At 65.0% G+C, this 12,984-nt stretch carries 16 protein-coding genes and 1 pseudogene; 10 read left to right on the top strand and 7 right to left on the bottom strand.

Annotated elements, in window-relative coordinates; genetic code table 11:
• The first annotated feature begins 128 nt into the window (after positions 1-128).
• The 6 genes from ACQR1H_RS11465 to ACQR1H_RS11440 all read left to right on the top strand — a co-directional run bounded on the left by ACQR1H_RS11465 (position 129) and on the right by ACQR1H_RS11440 (position 3,225).
• Positions 129-908: a transglycosylase SLT domain-containing protein gene (locus tag ACQR1H_RS11465; RefSeq protein ID WP_434907693.1), complete on the top strand. Its 780-nt coding sequence runs from the start codon at positions 129-131 to the stop codon at positions 906-908.
• Between the two features lie 147 nt (positions 909-1,055).
• Positions 1,056-1,340 (top strand): DUF2312 domain-containing protein, encoded by a 285-nt coding sequence (locus tag ACQR1H_RS11460; protein ID WP_315712263.1) that lies wholly within the window; start codon positions 1,056-1,058, stop codon positions 1,338-1,340.
• A gap of 129 nt (positions 1,341-1,469) precedes the next feature.
• The gene (locus ACQR1H_RS11455) at positions 1,470-1,820 is read left to right on the top strand and encodes a zinc ribbon domain-containing protein YjdM (protein ID WP_316215682.1); all 351 of its coding nucleotides are present in this window, start codon (positions 1,470-1,472) and stop codon (positions 1,818-1,820) included.
• Positions 1,821-1,883: 63 nt separating this feature from the next.
• Complete coding sequence (locus ACQR1H_RS11450; protein ID WP_315712266.1) at positions 1,884-2,075, top strand: hypothetical protein; 192 nt, start codon at positions 1,884-1,886, stop codon at positions 2,073-2,075.
• A 478-nt stretch (positions 2,076-2,553) separates the two neighbouring features.
• The gene (locus tag ACQR1H_RS11445) at positions 2,554-2,769 is read left to right on the top strand and encodes a hypothetical protein (RefSeq protein WP_316215681.1); all 216 of its coding nucleotides are present in this window, start codon (positions 2,554-2,556) and stop codon (positions 2,767-2,769) included.
• A 225-nt stretch (positions 2,770-2,994) separates the two neighbouring features.
• Positions 2,995-3,225, top strand: a complete 231-nt coding sequence (locus ACQR1H_RS11440; protein WP_315800203.1) for an FmdB family zinc ribbon protein — start codon at positions 2,995-2,997, stop codon at positions 3,223-3,225.
• Positions 3,226-3,251: 26 nt separating this feature from the next.
• Here ACQR1H_RS11440 and ACQR1H_RS11435 read toward each other — a convergent pair whose 3' ends face one another.
• The 6 genes from ACQR1H_RS11435 to ACQR1H_RS11410 form a co-directional block, all read right to left on the bottom strand.
• A complete protein-coding gene (locus ACQR1H_RS11435) occupies positions 3,252-3,683 on the bottom strand; it encodes a Rieske (2Fe-2S) protein (protein ID WP_315800204.1) in 432 nt (143 codons plus the stop codon).
• A 117-nt stretch (positions 3,684-3,800) separates the two neighbouring features.
• Positions 3,801-4,523 carry a DUF3750 domain-containing protein gene (locus tag ACQR1H_RS11430; RefSeq protein ID WP_434907562.1) on the bottom strand — a complete coding sequence of 241 codons (723 nt, stop codon included), beginning with the start codon at positions 4,521-4,523 and terminating at the stop codon, positions 3,801-3,803.
• A 132-nt stretch (positions 4,524-4,655) separates the two neighbouring features.
• A complete protein-coding gene (locus ACQR1H_RS11425) occupies positions 4,656-5,483 on the bottom strand; it encodes an SH3 domain-containing protein (RefSeq protein WP_434895196.1) in 828 nt (275 codons plus the stop codon).
• Between the two features lie 112 nt (positions 5,484-5,595).
• Positions 5,596-6,375 carry a DUF2066 domain-containing protein gene (locus tag ACQR1H_RS11420; RefSeq protein ID WP_434907561.1) on the bottom strand — a complete coding sequence of 260 codons (780 nt, stop codon included), beginning with the start codon at positions 6,373-6,375 and terminating at the stop codon, positions 5,596-5,598.
• Positions 6,376-6,455: 80 nt separating this feature from the next.
• Positions 6,456-6,752 carry a copper-binding protein gene (locus ACQR1H_RS11415; protein ID WP_434872710.1) on the bottom strand — a complete coding sequence of 99 codons (297 nt, stop codon included), beginning with the start codon at positions 6,750-6,752 and terminating at the stop codon, positions 6,456-6,458.
• Positions 6,753-7,553: 801 nt separating this feature from the next.
• Complete coding sequence (locus ACQR1H_RS11410; protein ID WP_316236604.1) at positions 7,554-8,405, bottom strand: 3-hydroxybutyryl-CoA dehydrogenase; 852 nt, start codon at positions 8,403-8,405, stop codon at positions 7,554-7,556.
• A gap of 291 nt (positions 8,406-8,696) precedes the next feature.
• On the opposite strand from ACQR1H_RS11410, the gene ACQR1H_RS11405 reads away from it, so the two are divergent.
• From ACQR1H_RS11405 to ACQR1H_RS11390, 4 genes and pseudogenes are all read left to right on the top strand, one after another.
• On the top strand, positions 8,697-8,894 hold the full coding sequence (locus ACQR1H_RS11405) for a hypothetical protein (protein WP_315755672.1): 198 nt from the start codon (positions 8,697-8,699) through the stop codon (positions 8,892-8,894).
• A gap of 128 nt (positions 8,895-9,022) precedes the next feature.
• On the top strand, positions 9,023-9,229 hold the full coding sequence (locus tag ACQR1H_RS11400) for a hypothetical protein (protein WP_315800208.1): 207 nt from the start codon (positions 9,023-9,025) through the stop codon (positions 9,227-9,229).
• A 95-nt stretch (positions 9,230-9,324) separates the two neighbouring features.
• Positions 9,325-10,119, top strand: coding sequence for a DUF72 domain-containing protein (locus tag ACQR1H_RS11395; RefSeq protein WP_434872888.1), 795 nt, complete (start codon positions 9,325-9,327; stop codon positions 10,117-10,119).
• A 27-nt stretch (positions 10,120-10,146) separates the two neighbouring features.
• Positions 10,147-10,675, top strand: a pseudogene (locus ACQR1H_RS11390) (DUF4142 domain-containing protein).
• Between the two features lie 70 nt (positions 10,676-10,745).
• Here ACQR1H_RS11390 and ACQR1H_RS11385 read toward each other — a convergent pair.
• Positions 10,746-12,821 (bottom strand): methyl-accepting chemotaxis protein, encoded by a 2,076-nt coding sequence (locus ACQR1H_RS11385; protein WP_434872709.1) that lies wholly within the window; start codon positions 12,819-12,821, stop codon positions 10,746-10,748.
• Between the last annotated feature and the right edge of the window lie 163 nt (positions 12,822-12,984).

The following is a 12,984-nucleotide window of genomic DNA, read 5'->3' as shown; positions in this document are numbered from 1 at the left end:
GCGATTGCACAAATTCTTCCTTAACCATGGACCGGCACACCGGCGCCCGAGGTAATCAGTTGCCGAAATCCCCTGCTCCACGCCAACAAAAAATGCGCAAGCCGCAACGCGGCAGACGTTGGCGCGCGCTGCGGCGCGATGCGAAGCGAATCGCAGGGCGCGGTGCGCAGTGGCTGGGCCGGACGGTGGGCACGGCGCCGCGGTGGATCAAGATCACCTGCGGCGCCTTGGTGCTGCTCCTGACCTTCGCGCTGGTCAATCTGGCCTATCACGTCCTGCGCAAGCCGACCGAGCTGTTCGTGGTGACCGGTCATTCGCTCGACAAGGAGCCGGAGGAGACGTGGCGCCAATATGGCGCGCTGTTCCGTGAGAGCTCGACAGGATCGATCACGCCGGAGTTGCTCGCCGCCCTGGCGCAGACCGAGAGCTCGGGCAATCCGGTGGCGCGCACCTATTGGCGCTGGCGCCTCGCGTGGAATCCGTTCGCGCTGTATCAGCCGGCTTCCAGCGCCGTCGGCTTGTTCCAGATGACCGACGGCGCCTTTGCCGACGCCGCACGGTTCTGCATCCGGGATCACGAGGTGGTCAGCGACGGCTGCGGGTCGCCGAGCCTGTACGTCCGCGCATGGCCGGCGCATGCGGTGGCGCTGACGGTGATCTCGCTCGACCGCCAGGTCGCCGCCGTGCTCGCACGGCAGCCTGGCGCCAAGCCGAGCGCGCAGCAGCGGCAGGATCTCGCAGCCGTCATTCATCTGTGCGGCGCCGGGCCGGCGGCCGGATTCGCGCGGCGCGGCTTCAAGCCGGCGGATGGCGAGCGCTGCGGCGACCATTCGGTCGCGGGCTATCTCGGCCGCGTCAATGCGATGAAGAAGCAGTTTCAGAAGCTCTCGGCGGCGGAGCGGAGCTAGCGCATGGCGCCCGCTCGGCGACATCGAGAGCCCGCCCGGTTCCGCGTTAAGCACGTCGGATTCACTGATGTGGGCAAAGCGCGCCCGTTAAGACATTGGCAACGAACTGCCGCGCATTTTCTCCGTCCCATTAGTACAGGAGTCACCATGTCAGAGATCGGCATTCCCGGCGCGCGCATCCGGTCCTTCATCGAGCGGATCGAGCACCTCGACGGCGAATTGGCGGAGCTGAACGAGCAGAAGAAGGAAGTGTTCGCCGAGGCCAAGGGCGAAGGCTTCGACGTCAAGATCCTGAAGGAGATCATCAAGCTCAGGAAGCAGGACCAGGACGAGCGCGACGAGCACGAGACGCTGCTCGACACCTATCTCCGGGCGATGGAAGCGGCCGAGACCGGGCCGGCCAGCAAAACCCCCGAGCGCAAGGCGGCGTGACGCTGCCGACCGACGATGGCGGCGCGCAGCCGATCCGTGCCGCGCGCTGCCCTCCCCCGGGATTTTTCTTGCCCGGTTCCATCCGAGCCTCTAACGCTGCGCCATGCTTCTGCCGCGCCCGAGGATGAGATGACCGACGCAATGACCTGCCCGCAATGCCGCTCCGAGCACGCCTATCAGGACGGCGCGCTGTGGGTCTGTCCCGAATGCGGCCATGAATGGAGCGGCGACGCCGCCCTTGCGGCGGCGGCCGGCGACGACGCCAGCATCCGCGACGCCAACGGCAACGTTCTGACCGACGGTGACAGCGTCATCGTCATCAAGGACTTGAAAGTGAAGGGATCGTCGTCCGTCGTGAAGGGCGGCACCAAGGTGCGCAACATCCGCCTGCAGGAGGCGAGCGACGGCCACAACATCGCCTGCAAGATCGACGGCATCGGCCAGATGAACCTGAAGTCGGAGTTCGTGCGCAAGGCGTAGGGCCTCGTGCTCCCGGAACATTCGCGACGCCATGGCGTTCGGATCAACAACGGGAGGATGGCCATGCTGACGGACGACCAGATCGCGACGCTTTCGGATATCGGCCAGGCAATCGCCTTCTCACCCGACCGGCAGGACGAACTCGATGGACTGATCCGCGAGGGTTATGTCGCCAAGGACGGCGACATCTACGAGCTGACGGCGAAGGGGCAGAAGATCCTGACCGATCGAGGTGCCGGATTGAACGAGGCCTGACGACGCGGAGGCTCCCAGCACCGGGCGTCGGGGCGTCTATATCAGCGCCACCGGAAGTCTGGCATCAGGCCGGATATCATCCTGGGGATCGACGGTTCGTCTGCGGACGCCCGTGCGAACCGAACTCTGATTCAGGCAATGAACGGCGATACTCCGCCCGAAGCCCCCGAAGCCAATGTCCGCGAGCGCCGCAGGACTGCGCAGGCGCTGCCTGTTATTTGACGCAATAGGCCCGGCTCAGCCTCGGCACTCAGGCCGAACCACGCAACACGAGCAAATCGCCAAATGATCGAGCAGCAAACACGGGCCAGTTGCCGAACGCTGCGTGATCCAAGCAGTGAATCCATCACGCTTCTGTCGCCATGAAGTGACACCCGTAGCAATCCGTCCCGTAGCAGCACGACCTGGATTCATAACTTGGCATGAACTCTGCTTTCTCGATCCTGACCGGGTCCCACTCTTTGGAGGCAGAATCAACGTGCTCGTCACTCTCGTCGCAATGCTATGCAACGGCCAGCTCTGCATGGAGAAGGTCGTCACCAACAGCGAGATGTCCGGCATCACGATGACATCCTGCGCCGTCAGCGCGCAGATCGGAATCGCAGACTGGATGTCCAAGGGTCCCTATCACGAGTGGCATCTGCAGAGTTACAAGTGTGTCGCCGGCAAGTACGTGCCGAAAACCAGCGCCTGATCCGCTTTGTCCGTCCGGCCGGCGACCGGATATCCGGGGCCGGCCGGACGGAGGAGCTCTGCACGGCTGTCGAATGTTCGACCCCAGCCGCGTCGCATTCGGGACACCGCAGCAAAAAACTGCTGCCGTTCGCATGCAAACGAGCCCTGAATCGGCGAATTCGATGCGCAATGGAGCTGGCCCGCTTCGTGCAGCGCCCCTCAGCGACAATGAGGGGATGACGTCATGCCGTTCTATAGCTTCCATTGCGCGGCCTGCGCAGAGGATGTCGAGTTGCTGATCGGGATTTCTGAAAGGCCTGTCTGTCCGACCTGCGGCAGTCGCAAGCTGACCCGCCTTCCCTCGCTGCCGGCGCCGCCGGCGCGCAGCCCCGGCCTGATCAAGGCCGCTCGCAGCCAGGCCGCACGCGAGGGGCACTTCAGCAACTACAGCCGCGCCGAACGGAAGAAACGCTGACCCGGTCGGGGGGCCGGCGCTCAGCCTCAATCCGATGTGATCTGCACCTCCGGCACGTCATCCTCGGGATCGTCGATGTCGAGGCCGTCCTCCTCGTCCAGATCGATCCCGGAGAGGCAGATGTCACCGTCGTCGATCACAAGCTCGACCACAGACAACGTCCGGCCCTGACAGGGCCCAATGAAGCATTGTCCGGTATCGAGGTCGAACTGGGCACCATGCTCGCCACAAACGAGGAAATTACCTTCCTCGTCCATGAACTCGCCCGGATGCTTGTCGAGGCGGGCGCCCTGATGCGGGCAGGCATTCTCGAAGCCGTAGAAGTTGTTGCCCTTGCGCGTGACCAGGATCGGCCAAGGCTTGGCGCTGCCGTCGGGCTCGCGGCGCTGGAGAACAAAGCCACGCGCCGCGCCATCGTCCACCTCATAGGTCGCGCAGATCGCAAACAGCGTGCTCATCGTCCGCCTCTTCTCGCCTCGCTTGGCGTTTTGGCGCATCCGCGACATCGCAGGCGCGCTGAAGAGGCTCGCAGCAAGCAGCATGCCAGCCAGTGCCTGACAGGCAGATCGTGGGCCTCAGGCCGGTGGCATGCCGAGGCGGCCGATCCCGGGAAATTTCAGCGCCGGCCGGCGCAGATCGACGCCGAGAACTCCCCCGAAGAAGTTCAGCTCGACGCCCTCGATCCAGCCGACGGTGACACCGAGATAGCCACCGAGCGATACGAACAGACCGGTCCCGGAGGCCGTGCGCCCCCACCAGCCGTCAAAAGGGAAGTCCTTGCCGATTGCGGTCGGCGGCAGCACGGCGTTCAGCTCAGGAACCGCGTGCAGCGCCGCCTGCACGAAGGTGTTCGAATTCGGTCCCGGCCAGGCATTGTAGTCGCCATAGGCGCGGAAGCGGTAGTTCTCCATCACGCTGCGGATCCTCGGAATCACCCGCTCGGCTTCTTCGCCGTCGACGGCCAGCACTGTCTCCGGCAACGCACCGAACCAGCGACCATCGGGCGCGAAGCCATCGACCCGGATCGGCTCACCCCACGCGGTGTAGTCGTAGCGGGTGTAGCGCGGGCCGCCCTTCTCCTTCACGACGATCCAAGTGTGGACGGCGAAGATGCCACGCCAACGCACCGTGCGCGCAGCGAATACGCGAACCACCGCGTCGGCATGCTGCGCCGGCGATGGCAGCAGACCCGCGCTCGAACGGTCCGCGGTCTGCCAGCTGCCGCGGCGATCGCCGCGCAGATAGTTCGCGGCCGACAGCGATATGGGCACGAAGATGAGCAGCAGGAAAGCGAGCACGGGCTTTTTCACGATAGGCGAGAACAATGGAGGCGCCGAGGAATGACATCCATGTAGTCGTCGCGCCCGCCGTCGCCAGCGCCGGCCGGCACGCCGCCTTCACAATCCGGACACCACGCCAGTGCTGAAGACTCAGTGCCGGCGGAAACCACCGCCCGGGCCGGAACGCCCGCCGCCGCGAGGGCCGCTGACGCCCACACGCGCAGCACCCATGGCGGGGCCGCCCCCGATATGCGCCAAACCGATTTGCGGCGAAGTCCCGATCATGCGCATGCCGCCCATCTGCGCGCGGGCGCTCTGCGGCGCACCGCTGCTTCGGCTCATCAACGGCTGCACCATGGGTGGCGTTGCAACTCGCGCGGGACCACCAGCCACGACCGGAGGTGCGGCGGGGCCGGCGGCCGTCGCGGGCGGCACACGACCTTGCATGCCCGAAGGCGGTCCGGATCGTTGGCCTGTGCCGGCGACCGCGCCCGGCTGGATCACCCCGCCGGGACCGCGCCCCGGCATCCCCGGGGTCATGCCAGGCTGAGGCGGATTTTGCGCCATGACCGGCGGATGGCGATGCCAGTAGCGATTCCAGAACGCATGCCGATGATACCAAGGCCGGCCGAAATAGAAGCTGCTCCAATAGGTGGTCAGCGTGAAGCCGACAGTCGGCACGTACTCGACATATTCGGGCAGCTCAACGTACTGCTCACGATACAGATAGGCGAGCGTCCGCGCCGCGACCCAGCCGCGTTCGCCTCCGAAGCTGACATCGCACCACGCGCCGCCTTGAATGCAGCCATGGATGGTGATCCTGGCACCGGCCGGAATGCGCTCGACGACGGGAAAACCTGGGCCCGGTCCTGCGCGCATGGTGGCCGCGGTGCGCACCAGGCCCGGCGCGGCCACGGCCAGCGAGGCGGACGTGGCAATCAACAGCGCAGCAATGAGACACGTTCTGAGTTTCACCACGGGCACCCTCCTGTCTGTTTGCCGGAGCGAGCTCGGGCGCGAGACTCTCGTGCCCGCATGCGCGGCTCAGGCATCCACTTTACAGGGATGGTCGCAGGCTATCGCGGCAACCTCACGGCGTTCCGTTGTCGGAGAGAATCTGCGCTGCCCCACCGAGCGCGCGGCGAAATGCCTCGTCGAACGTCACGCCACGGAATTGCCACCGATATTGCCGGCCGGCGCGATCGAGGCGCCATTGCGTGACCCAGCCCAGTTCGGCATCGTCCCAGGTGAGATCGCCAAAGAGCATGACCTCGGCTCCGGGAAACCACGACGCAACCGCCGCGGGCTGGACATCGTTCAACTTGGTGCGCTCAATAGCGGCCTTCGAGACCTCGGAGGCGCTTGGCAGAGCGATCTCGAGCCCACGCTTGACGGCCGCCGCGCGCAGCGCGTCGCGCTGCAGATCGGACCTCCGGTCGTCGGATGCAACGAAGAAAGTACGACCGCCCGACGTCATCGTCACAATCACGCCAATCGACGGGCGCGGCCCCAGCCACGGCTTGATGTTCAAGCTCGCAAGCAACTCATCGATCCGCGCGCGATCGAATGAGACAGTCAGGTCATATGGACGGTCGCGCGTGCCCTGCTCGTCATGCTTCGGCTTGCCCGACATCTGATCGTGATAATCGAAGCCGGTGACGAACTCCGCGGCCCGCGCCTCGAGTGGTGCGAGCCTTGCATCGTTTCTGAGCTGAAATGCACCGGACACCTTGATCAGCACGTCTTCCAGACATGCTGCAAAGGCCGCCCGGCGATTGTCCTCGCCCTGGCCGGTCACGACCGTCTGCGCCTGGTACAAGTCGGTCGGGGCCGCAGTCGCAACAGTCCAGTTCCCGACGACCATCATCATCCAGAGCCCGAGACGCCATACGCCCCGTCCGCGGAGAGCACCGCACTGTCTCATCGCGCCCCTCGATCCGGCTATGTCGGCTATTTCTGCCGATCGAGCTTGACGATCGTCGGTGTGGCGGCGTCGGACGTCGAGAACGTCACGCGATCGCCGGCGTGGATGTTCTCGATCATGGCGTTGTCCTTGATCTTGAACTCCTGGGCTGCCCCGGCCGTGTTGGCGCCGACGGTTCCATCGGGAATGCGCTTGATCGCGATCGTGCCGTTGAGACGGTTGATCCCCGTGACCGTGCCCGCCGTACCCTGCTCAGCTGCCAGAGCGGGCAGAGTTCCCACAAACATGGCGACCGTCGTCAGAATGATGCCAACTGCTCTCATCGCTGTTCTCCTGCCTTGCTTTTCGCGGCAAACAAAACACCACGAATTCTTTGGTTCCCCGAAAGGCCGCAACCCGAGCCACACTCGGTGAATCGCCGCTGCAGATCCTTATGTCGGCCGATGCGGCCTACACGAGCTCGAGCAAGGCGCAACCGCATAGCCTCGTCGACCGGCTGCCCTCATGTAATGATTTGCACGGGTTTGTCATCACTCCCAGGCGAACCACAGTCTCTCCGCGCGCGCAGGATCGACCGGACCTGTCACGTCGAATTCATCAATGCGTCATGTTGCGCCTTGACAGCGCCGGCCGCCGGGAGGACGATCGCTGCCGTCGTCCATTGCGGTAGCCGCTCATGGTGCCGATGATGTTGGAACGACGACGATCCATCTGATTGCAGGGAGGTTCAATGACTCCACCTCCGTACCAGGCCCGCTGAGTGCGACGGTAATCGCTCGGACAATCGCATAGCGGCAAATCACGAACGGCACGCCGGGTCGCGGCTTTGTGGGCTGCATCAGCGAGGCATGGCCCCTTGCCCACCCGGCGCTGTGCCGTGAATCTGGATCATCGGATCAGTGCGAACTCGGCAGCTCTCATTTGGGGAGCTGTGGTTCTGTGGTCCTCCCACGCGCCTCGAAACGCAATCCATCGTCAACGCAATCCGTCGTCAGCCAATCCGTCGTCCGCCAATCCGTCGTCCGAGTAGTCGATCGTCAACCGAGGCACGGCGGGCGCATGGGACACCCGCCGCTCGCGTCGCACAATGCCGTAGCTACTTGGCTGTAGCTACTTGGCCGCAGCTACTTGCCGTAGTCGTAGAAGCCCTTGCCGGTCTTGCGGCCGAGCTGGCCTGCGGCCACCATTTCCTTCAGCAACGGCGCCGGCCGATACTTCGGATCGTTGAAGCCGTTGTAGAACACCTCCATCACCGACAGCATCGTGTCGAGGCCGATCAGATCGGCCAGCGCCAGCGGACCGATGGGATGATTGCAGCCGAGCTTCATGCCCTCGTCGATGTCCGCCGCGGTCGCAATGCCTTCCGAATACGCGAAGATCGCCTCGTTGATCATCGGGCACAGGATGCGGTTGACGGCAAAGCCCGGGCTGTTCTTCGCGGTGATCGCGACCTTGCCGATCCGCTTGGCGAAATCGACGGCCGCCGCATGGGTCGCATCCGAGGTCTGCAGGCCGCGGATCAGCTCGAGCAGCGCCATCATCGGCACCGGATTGAAGAAGTGCATGCCGATGAACCGGTCGGGCCGATCGGTGGCGGTGGCCAGCTTGGTGATCGAGATCGAGGAGGTGTTGGTCGCGATCAGCGCCTCGGGCTTCAGGCCGGCACAGAGGTCCTTGAGGATCTTGAGCTTCAGCTCCTCGTTCTCCGTGGCGGCCTCGATGACGAGGTCGCAGCTCGACAGCTTCGCCTTGTCGGCAGTGCCTGTGATCAGCGACAGCGCCTTGTCCTTGTCGGCGGCCGTCATTTTCTCCTTCTTGACCAGGCGATCGAGGCTGGAGCCCACCGTGGCGAGCCCGCGCGCCACCGCCTGCTCGGAGATGTCGACCATGACGACCGGCACGCCCGCGGCCGCGCAAACCTGCGCGATGCCGTTGCCCATGGTGCCTGCTCCGATGATGCCGACCGTCTGAATCATTGCCGTTTCCTCTCAGTCTCTTCCGCGGGGACCGCCCCGTCCTGCGCCGTTGCTTAACAGGCTATCGGCCCGCGGGGTAGACCCAACGCAAGGGCTGAGAACGGGCCGGCTGCCCCGCGGTTCGCCGGCATCGGGAAGCGGGCGCATCCGGCCAGGGTTGGTCCGCATGCGCAGGAACGGATGCAACCTGCTCTGGTTGGTCTCGTGCCCGCCGAGACGAGCCGCGCCCGCGGCACGGCATCGGGCGTCCCCGAGCGTTTCGACCCAATGACGCGAAGAATGGAGGAGGACATGGGACTGGCTCAATACGCCATCGTCGCGGTCGACGATCATTGGAGCGTTCTGCATGACGGCAACGCCCATGGCGACTACGCGACCAAGGAGGCTGCGTTCGAATCCGCTGCATCAGCCGCGACGCTGGCCATCAAGCAAGGCCACGAGGTGCATCTCAGCGTTCCGGGCAATGACCCAGATCGATCGAACAACTAATCAGCACCGTGACGCTGTCGTCTTGTTCCAACAGGACCTCCAGGGATAGTGAACTGCACGCTAACGTGTGTTAGCGACACAAGGCCGGCAGGCTCGCAGACTCCTGTTCGAAGCAACAGGAGTTCGCCATGAGCGTCACCCGGAACCGGCGTAAGCAGACAGTGTCGTTCGGCCAGCGGCTGCAGCAGGCTGCAACAGCTGCCCGCGAAGCGGCAGCACGTCTTCCCGTAGGCCCCGAGCGCGACATCATGCTGAAGAAGGCGATGCAGGCGGAGACGGCGGCGCATATCAACGAGCTGTTGAGCGCGCCGGTGCTGCACGCCGCCGAGCGCTAGAGCGCGCGCCGTATCGTCTGCTGCGGCTTTGAAAGGAACCCGAACGCCCTCACGACGCTTTGCTTTCGAGGTCTGGTCTCGGCGAGAGGACGATGATGGCCCGGGTCGTGATCGGCACATCGGGATGGCACTACGGGTCCTGGCGCGGCGCGTTCTTTCCGCCTGGACTGCTGATCAGACATCAGCTGCCCTACTACGCCAGCCAGTTCGAGACCACCGAGCTGAATGGCGTGTTCTACAGGACGCCGACGGAAGCTGCCGTCCGTGGCTGGCGCGATCAGACCGGGCTCGATTTCGTTTTCGCCTGGAAGGCCTCCAAATTCATCACGCATTGGAAGCGCCTGTCTGCGCGCTCGGTCAACAGCATCGCGCTGATGGAGAGCCGGCTGTCGCTGCTCGGCGACAAGGCTGGCCCCGTGCTGTTCCAGCTGCCGCCGCAATTCGAAGCGAATCGAGAACGGCTCGAGTCGTTTCTCCCGCTGCTGCCGACGCACCGGCGCTACAGCTTCGAATTCCGTCACCCGAGCTGGTACACACCGGCGATCGTGCGCCTGCTGAGGGACGCGAACATCTCGCTCTGCCTGTCGGACCATCACGACGCGCCGGCGCCGTGGAGGCGGACGGCCGATTTCGTCTATGTGCGCGGCCATGGCCCGGGCGGCCGCTACAAGGACAACTATCCGGACGCGACACTCGAAGCCTGGGCCAAGCGCATTCGCGCCTGGGCGTCGCACGGCATCGACGTCTACGTCTATTTCGACAACGACCAGAAGAGCGCGGCGCCCGCCGACGCTCTGCGGCTACGCCGGCTGCTCGCGGCATCTTCTCACCAGGCACGCCGCGCCGCGCGCGCCAGTTCGTCGGGACATCGTGCACGTCTCTCGGTTTAGGTCTGCAACCAACGAGAGGAACGACCCATGCGACGCACACGCGTCACGCTCGGCTGCCTGGTGCTGGCCGGCCCTGCCCTCGCTCAATCAGTCGGCGAAAAGACCGGGGTGAATTCGGCGCTCGGCATTGCGCCGAGCACCGAGGACTTCGTCAAGCAGGTCGCCATCAGCGACATGTTCGAACTGCAATCGAGCCGGCTCGGCGAAGGGCAACACGCCGGAGAAGAGCTTCGCCGCGCAGATGGTCAAGGATCACACCAGGACTTCGACCGAGCTGAAGAGCATGGTCGAGAGCGGCAAGGTCAAGGTCCAACTGCCCGCCGCTGTCGACAACGCGCATCAGAGCAAGCTCGACAAGCTGAAGGCAGCGAGCGGCAAGGACTTCAGCTCGGATTTCGACGACATGCAGATCAGCGCCCATAAGGACGCGGTGTCGCTGTTCGAGCGCTATGCGAAGGGCGGCGACAATCCGGCGCTGAAGGACGGGGCCGGCAAGACCCTGCCGGCCCTGCAGCATCATCTCGACATGGCGCAGAACCTCGACAAGGGCAAGTGAGCGAATGATATGAGCGCCGGTCCGAGCCGGCGCTCATGATGTTGGAATGCAGTGCCGTGCAGTCCCGTCGTCACGCGGCGCGCACGGAGCCCAGGAAGCGCGCGACCTCGCGCTTCAGGCGGATGCTTTCGCCCGCCAGCGATTGGGCCGCATTCAGCACCTGCGCCGACGCCTGGCCGGTGGCGCTGGAGCCGCGCTGCACATCCGTGATGTTGGCCGAGACCTCCTGCGTGCCGCGGGCCGCCTGTTGAATGCTGCGCGAGATCTCCTGCGTCGCCGCGCCCTGCTCTTCCACCGCGGATGCGATCGTCGAGGCGATCTCCGACATCTTCTCGATGGTTTCGCCGATGTCGCGGATCGCGTTCACCGACTCCTGCGTGGCCGCCTGGATGCCGTTGATCTGCTGGCTGATCTCGTCGGTCGCCTTCGCGGTCTGCTCGGCCAGCGCCTTCACCTCGGAGGCCACGACGGCGAAGCCGCGCCCCGCCTCGCCAGCGCGTGCCGCCTCGATGGTGGCGTTGAGCGCCAGCAGGTTGGTCTGGCCGGCGATCGAGTTGATGAGCTCCACGACGTCGCCGATGCGGGCCGCGGCCTTGGCAAGCTCGCCGACACGATCGTTGGTGCGCTGCGCCTGCTGCACGGCCTCGTTGGCGACGCGCGCCGAATCCTGAACCTGGCGGCCGATCTCCGTCACCGACGATGACATTTCCTCCGTCGCTGATGCCACCGACTGCACGTTGGTCGAGGCCTCCTCGGACGCCGAAGCGACGGTGGTGGCGAGCCGCTCGGACTGCTCGGCCGTGGTCGTGAGCGTTCCTGCCGAACTCTCCAGCGCCGTCGACGCCGAGGACACGACCTCGACGATCTCGCTGATGACGGCCTCGAACTCGCGGGTGATCGTATCCAACCGCTGTCCACGCTGGATCTTGGCCTCCGCCTCGCTCGCTGCGGCCCGGTCTGCCGCCTTCTTCGCCAGCAGCGCATCCTTGAACACCTGCAGCGAGGCGGCGAGCGTGCCGATCTCGTCCTGCCGATCGCTGGCCGGAACGACAACGTCGTCACGGCCGGCCGCGAGGTCGCCGACCACGCCGGTCAGCGCAGCCAGCGGCGCGATCACGCGACGGCGCAGCATGAAGGTCACGACGCCGAGCATGCCGAGCAGCGCGAGCACCGCGCCGCTGCCGATCCCGAACATCACCAGTGCATCGTCACGCGCCGTCTCGGCGCGCGTCCGTGCCTCTGCCAGCGCATTGTCGCGAACGGTCAGGAATTTTCCGATCGGCGGCACGACGGTGCCGCCCAACTGCTCCGGTGACAGCGTGTAGCCGGCATTGCTGCGCGACGCCGCGATCTCCTTCTCGATCAGTCCCGCAGCGTTGTTGAAATACGCTTCGACCGCCTCCGACATCGCCTGCGCGACTTTCGGAGGATTGCCGAGTTGATCGATGCTCGACTCGATCCGTTCGCGATCGACCTCGATCCGGCCTTGCGCACGATCGATGTTGGAATACTCGGCCGGGGCCAGCGGACGCTTGGCGCCGAGCGCCGGGGCCAGCATCGCGGCGCGGCCGCCGGCCGTGATCCGCAGGTCCTGCGTGATGCGCGCAATCGACAGCAGCGGCGTCAGCGATGCATCGGCGGTCGCGACGCGGTTCTCGAGGCGGTTGAGCAGCGGCTCGACCGATTTCAGCACGTCGGTCAAGCCGGGCAGGAATCCCTTCATCGCTGCCGGGTCGCGCGCATTCAGCGGCAATCTCACGGCGCGGTCGACCATCGTGCGCACGTCGGTGAGCTTTGCCTTGGCGGCGTTCAGTCCGTCGAAGATGGCTTGGCTGTCGGAGAGCGTCTCAACGGCCGCTTTCGCCTTGGCGAAGGCGGCGTCGGCCTGCTGCCCGGCCTTGTCGACGACGTCCAGCTGCACAGGAGTGGCCGGAACGTCCTGGAACATCGGCGTGACGAACGGCGCCCGCAATCCCGCGACGGCCTGGCCTGCAAGGAGCACGGCAGCGAACGCGTCGACTGACTTGATCGCTTCGGTTCTGCTCGCGTAGGCGCGATAGTGAGATACCAGCACCTCGCCCCCGAGAACACAGGCAAGCGCCGTGACCGAGAGCATCGATACCGCAAAGAGCTGACCGACTCGCATCGTGCATTTCCAGTTGATTGTTTCGGTCAACTTAGGAAGCGCAGTCTAAGAGGCTATTAACTTGCGCAGGCACGCCGCCGAGGGCAAATCGTCGCGGCCGCACGTCGATTCCCGTATTTTCACGGGCCTCGACAGTGATTCATCATCGACTTTCATGAGAGTT

It is taken from the genome of Bradyrhizobium sp. HKCCYLRH2015, from assembly GCF_051168215.1.
GTDB lineage: Bacteria > Pseudomonadota > Alphaproteobacteria > Rhizobiales > Xanthobacteraceae > Bradyrhizobium.
Note: the sequence above shows the minus strand (reverse complement) of the source record. Positions and strands in the feature narration are given on the sequence as shown.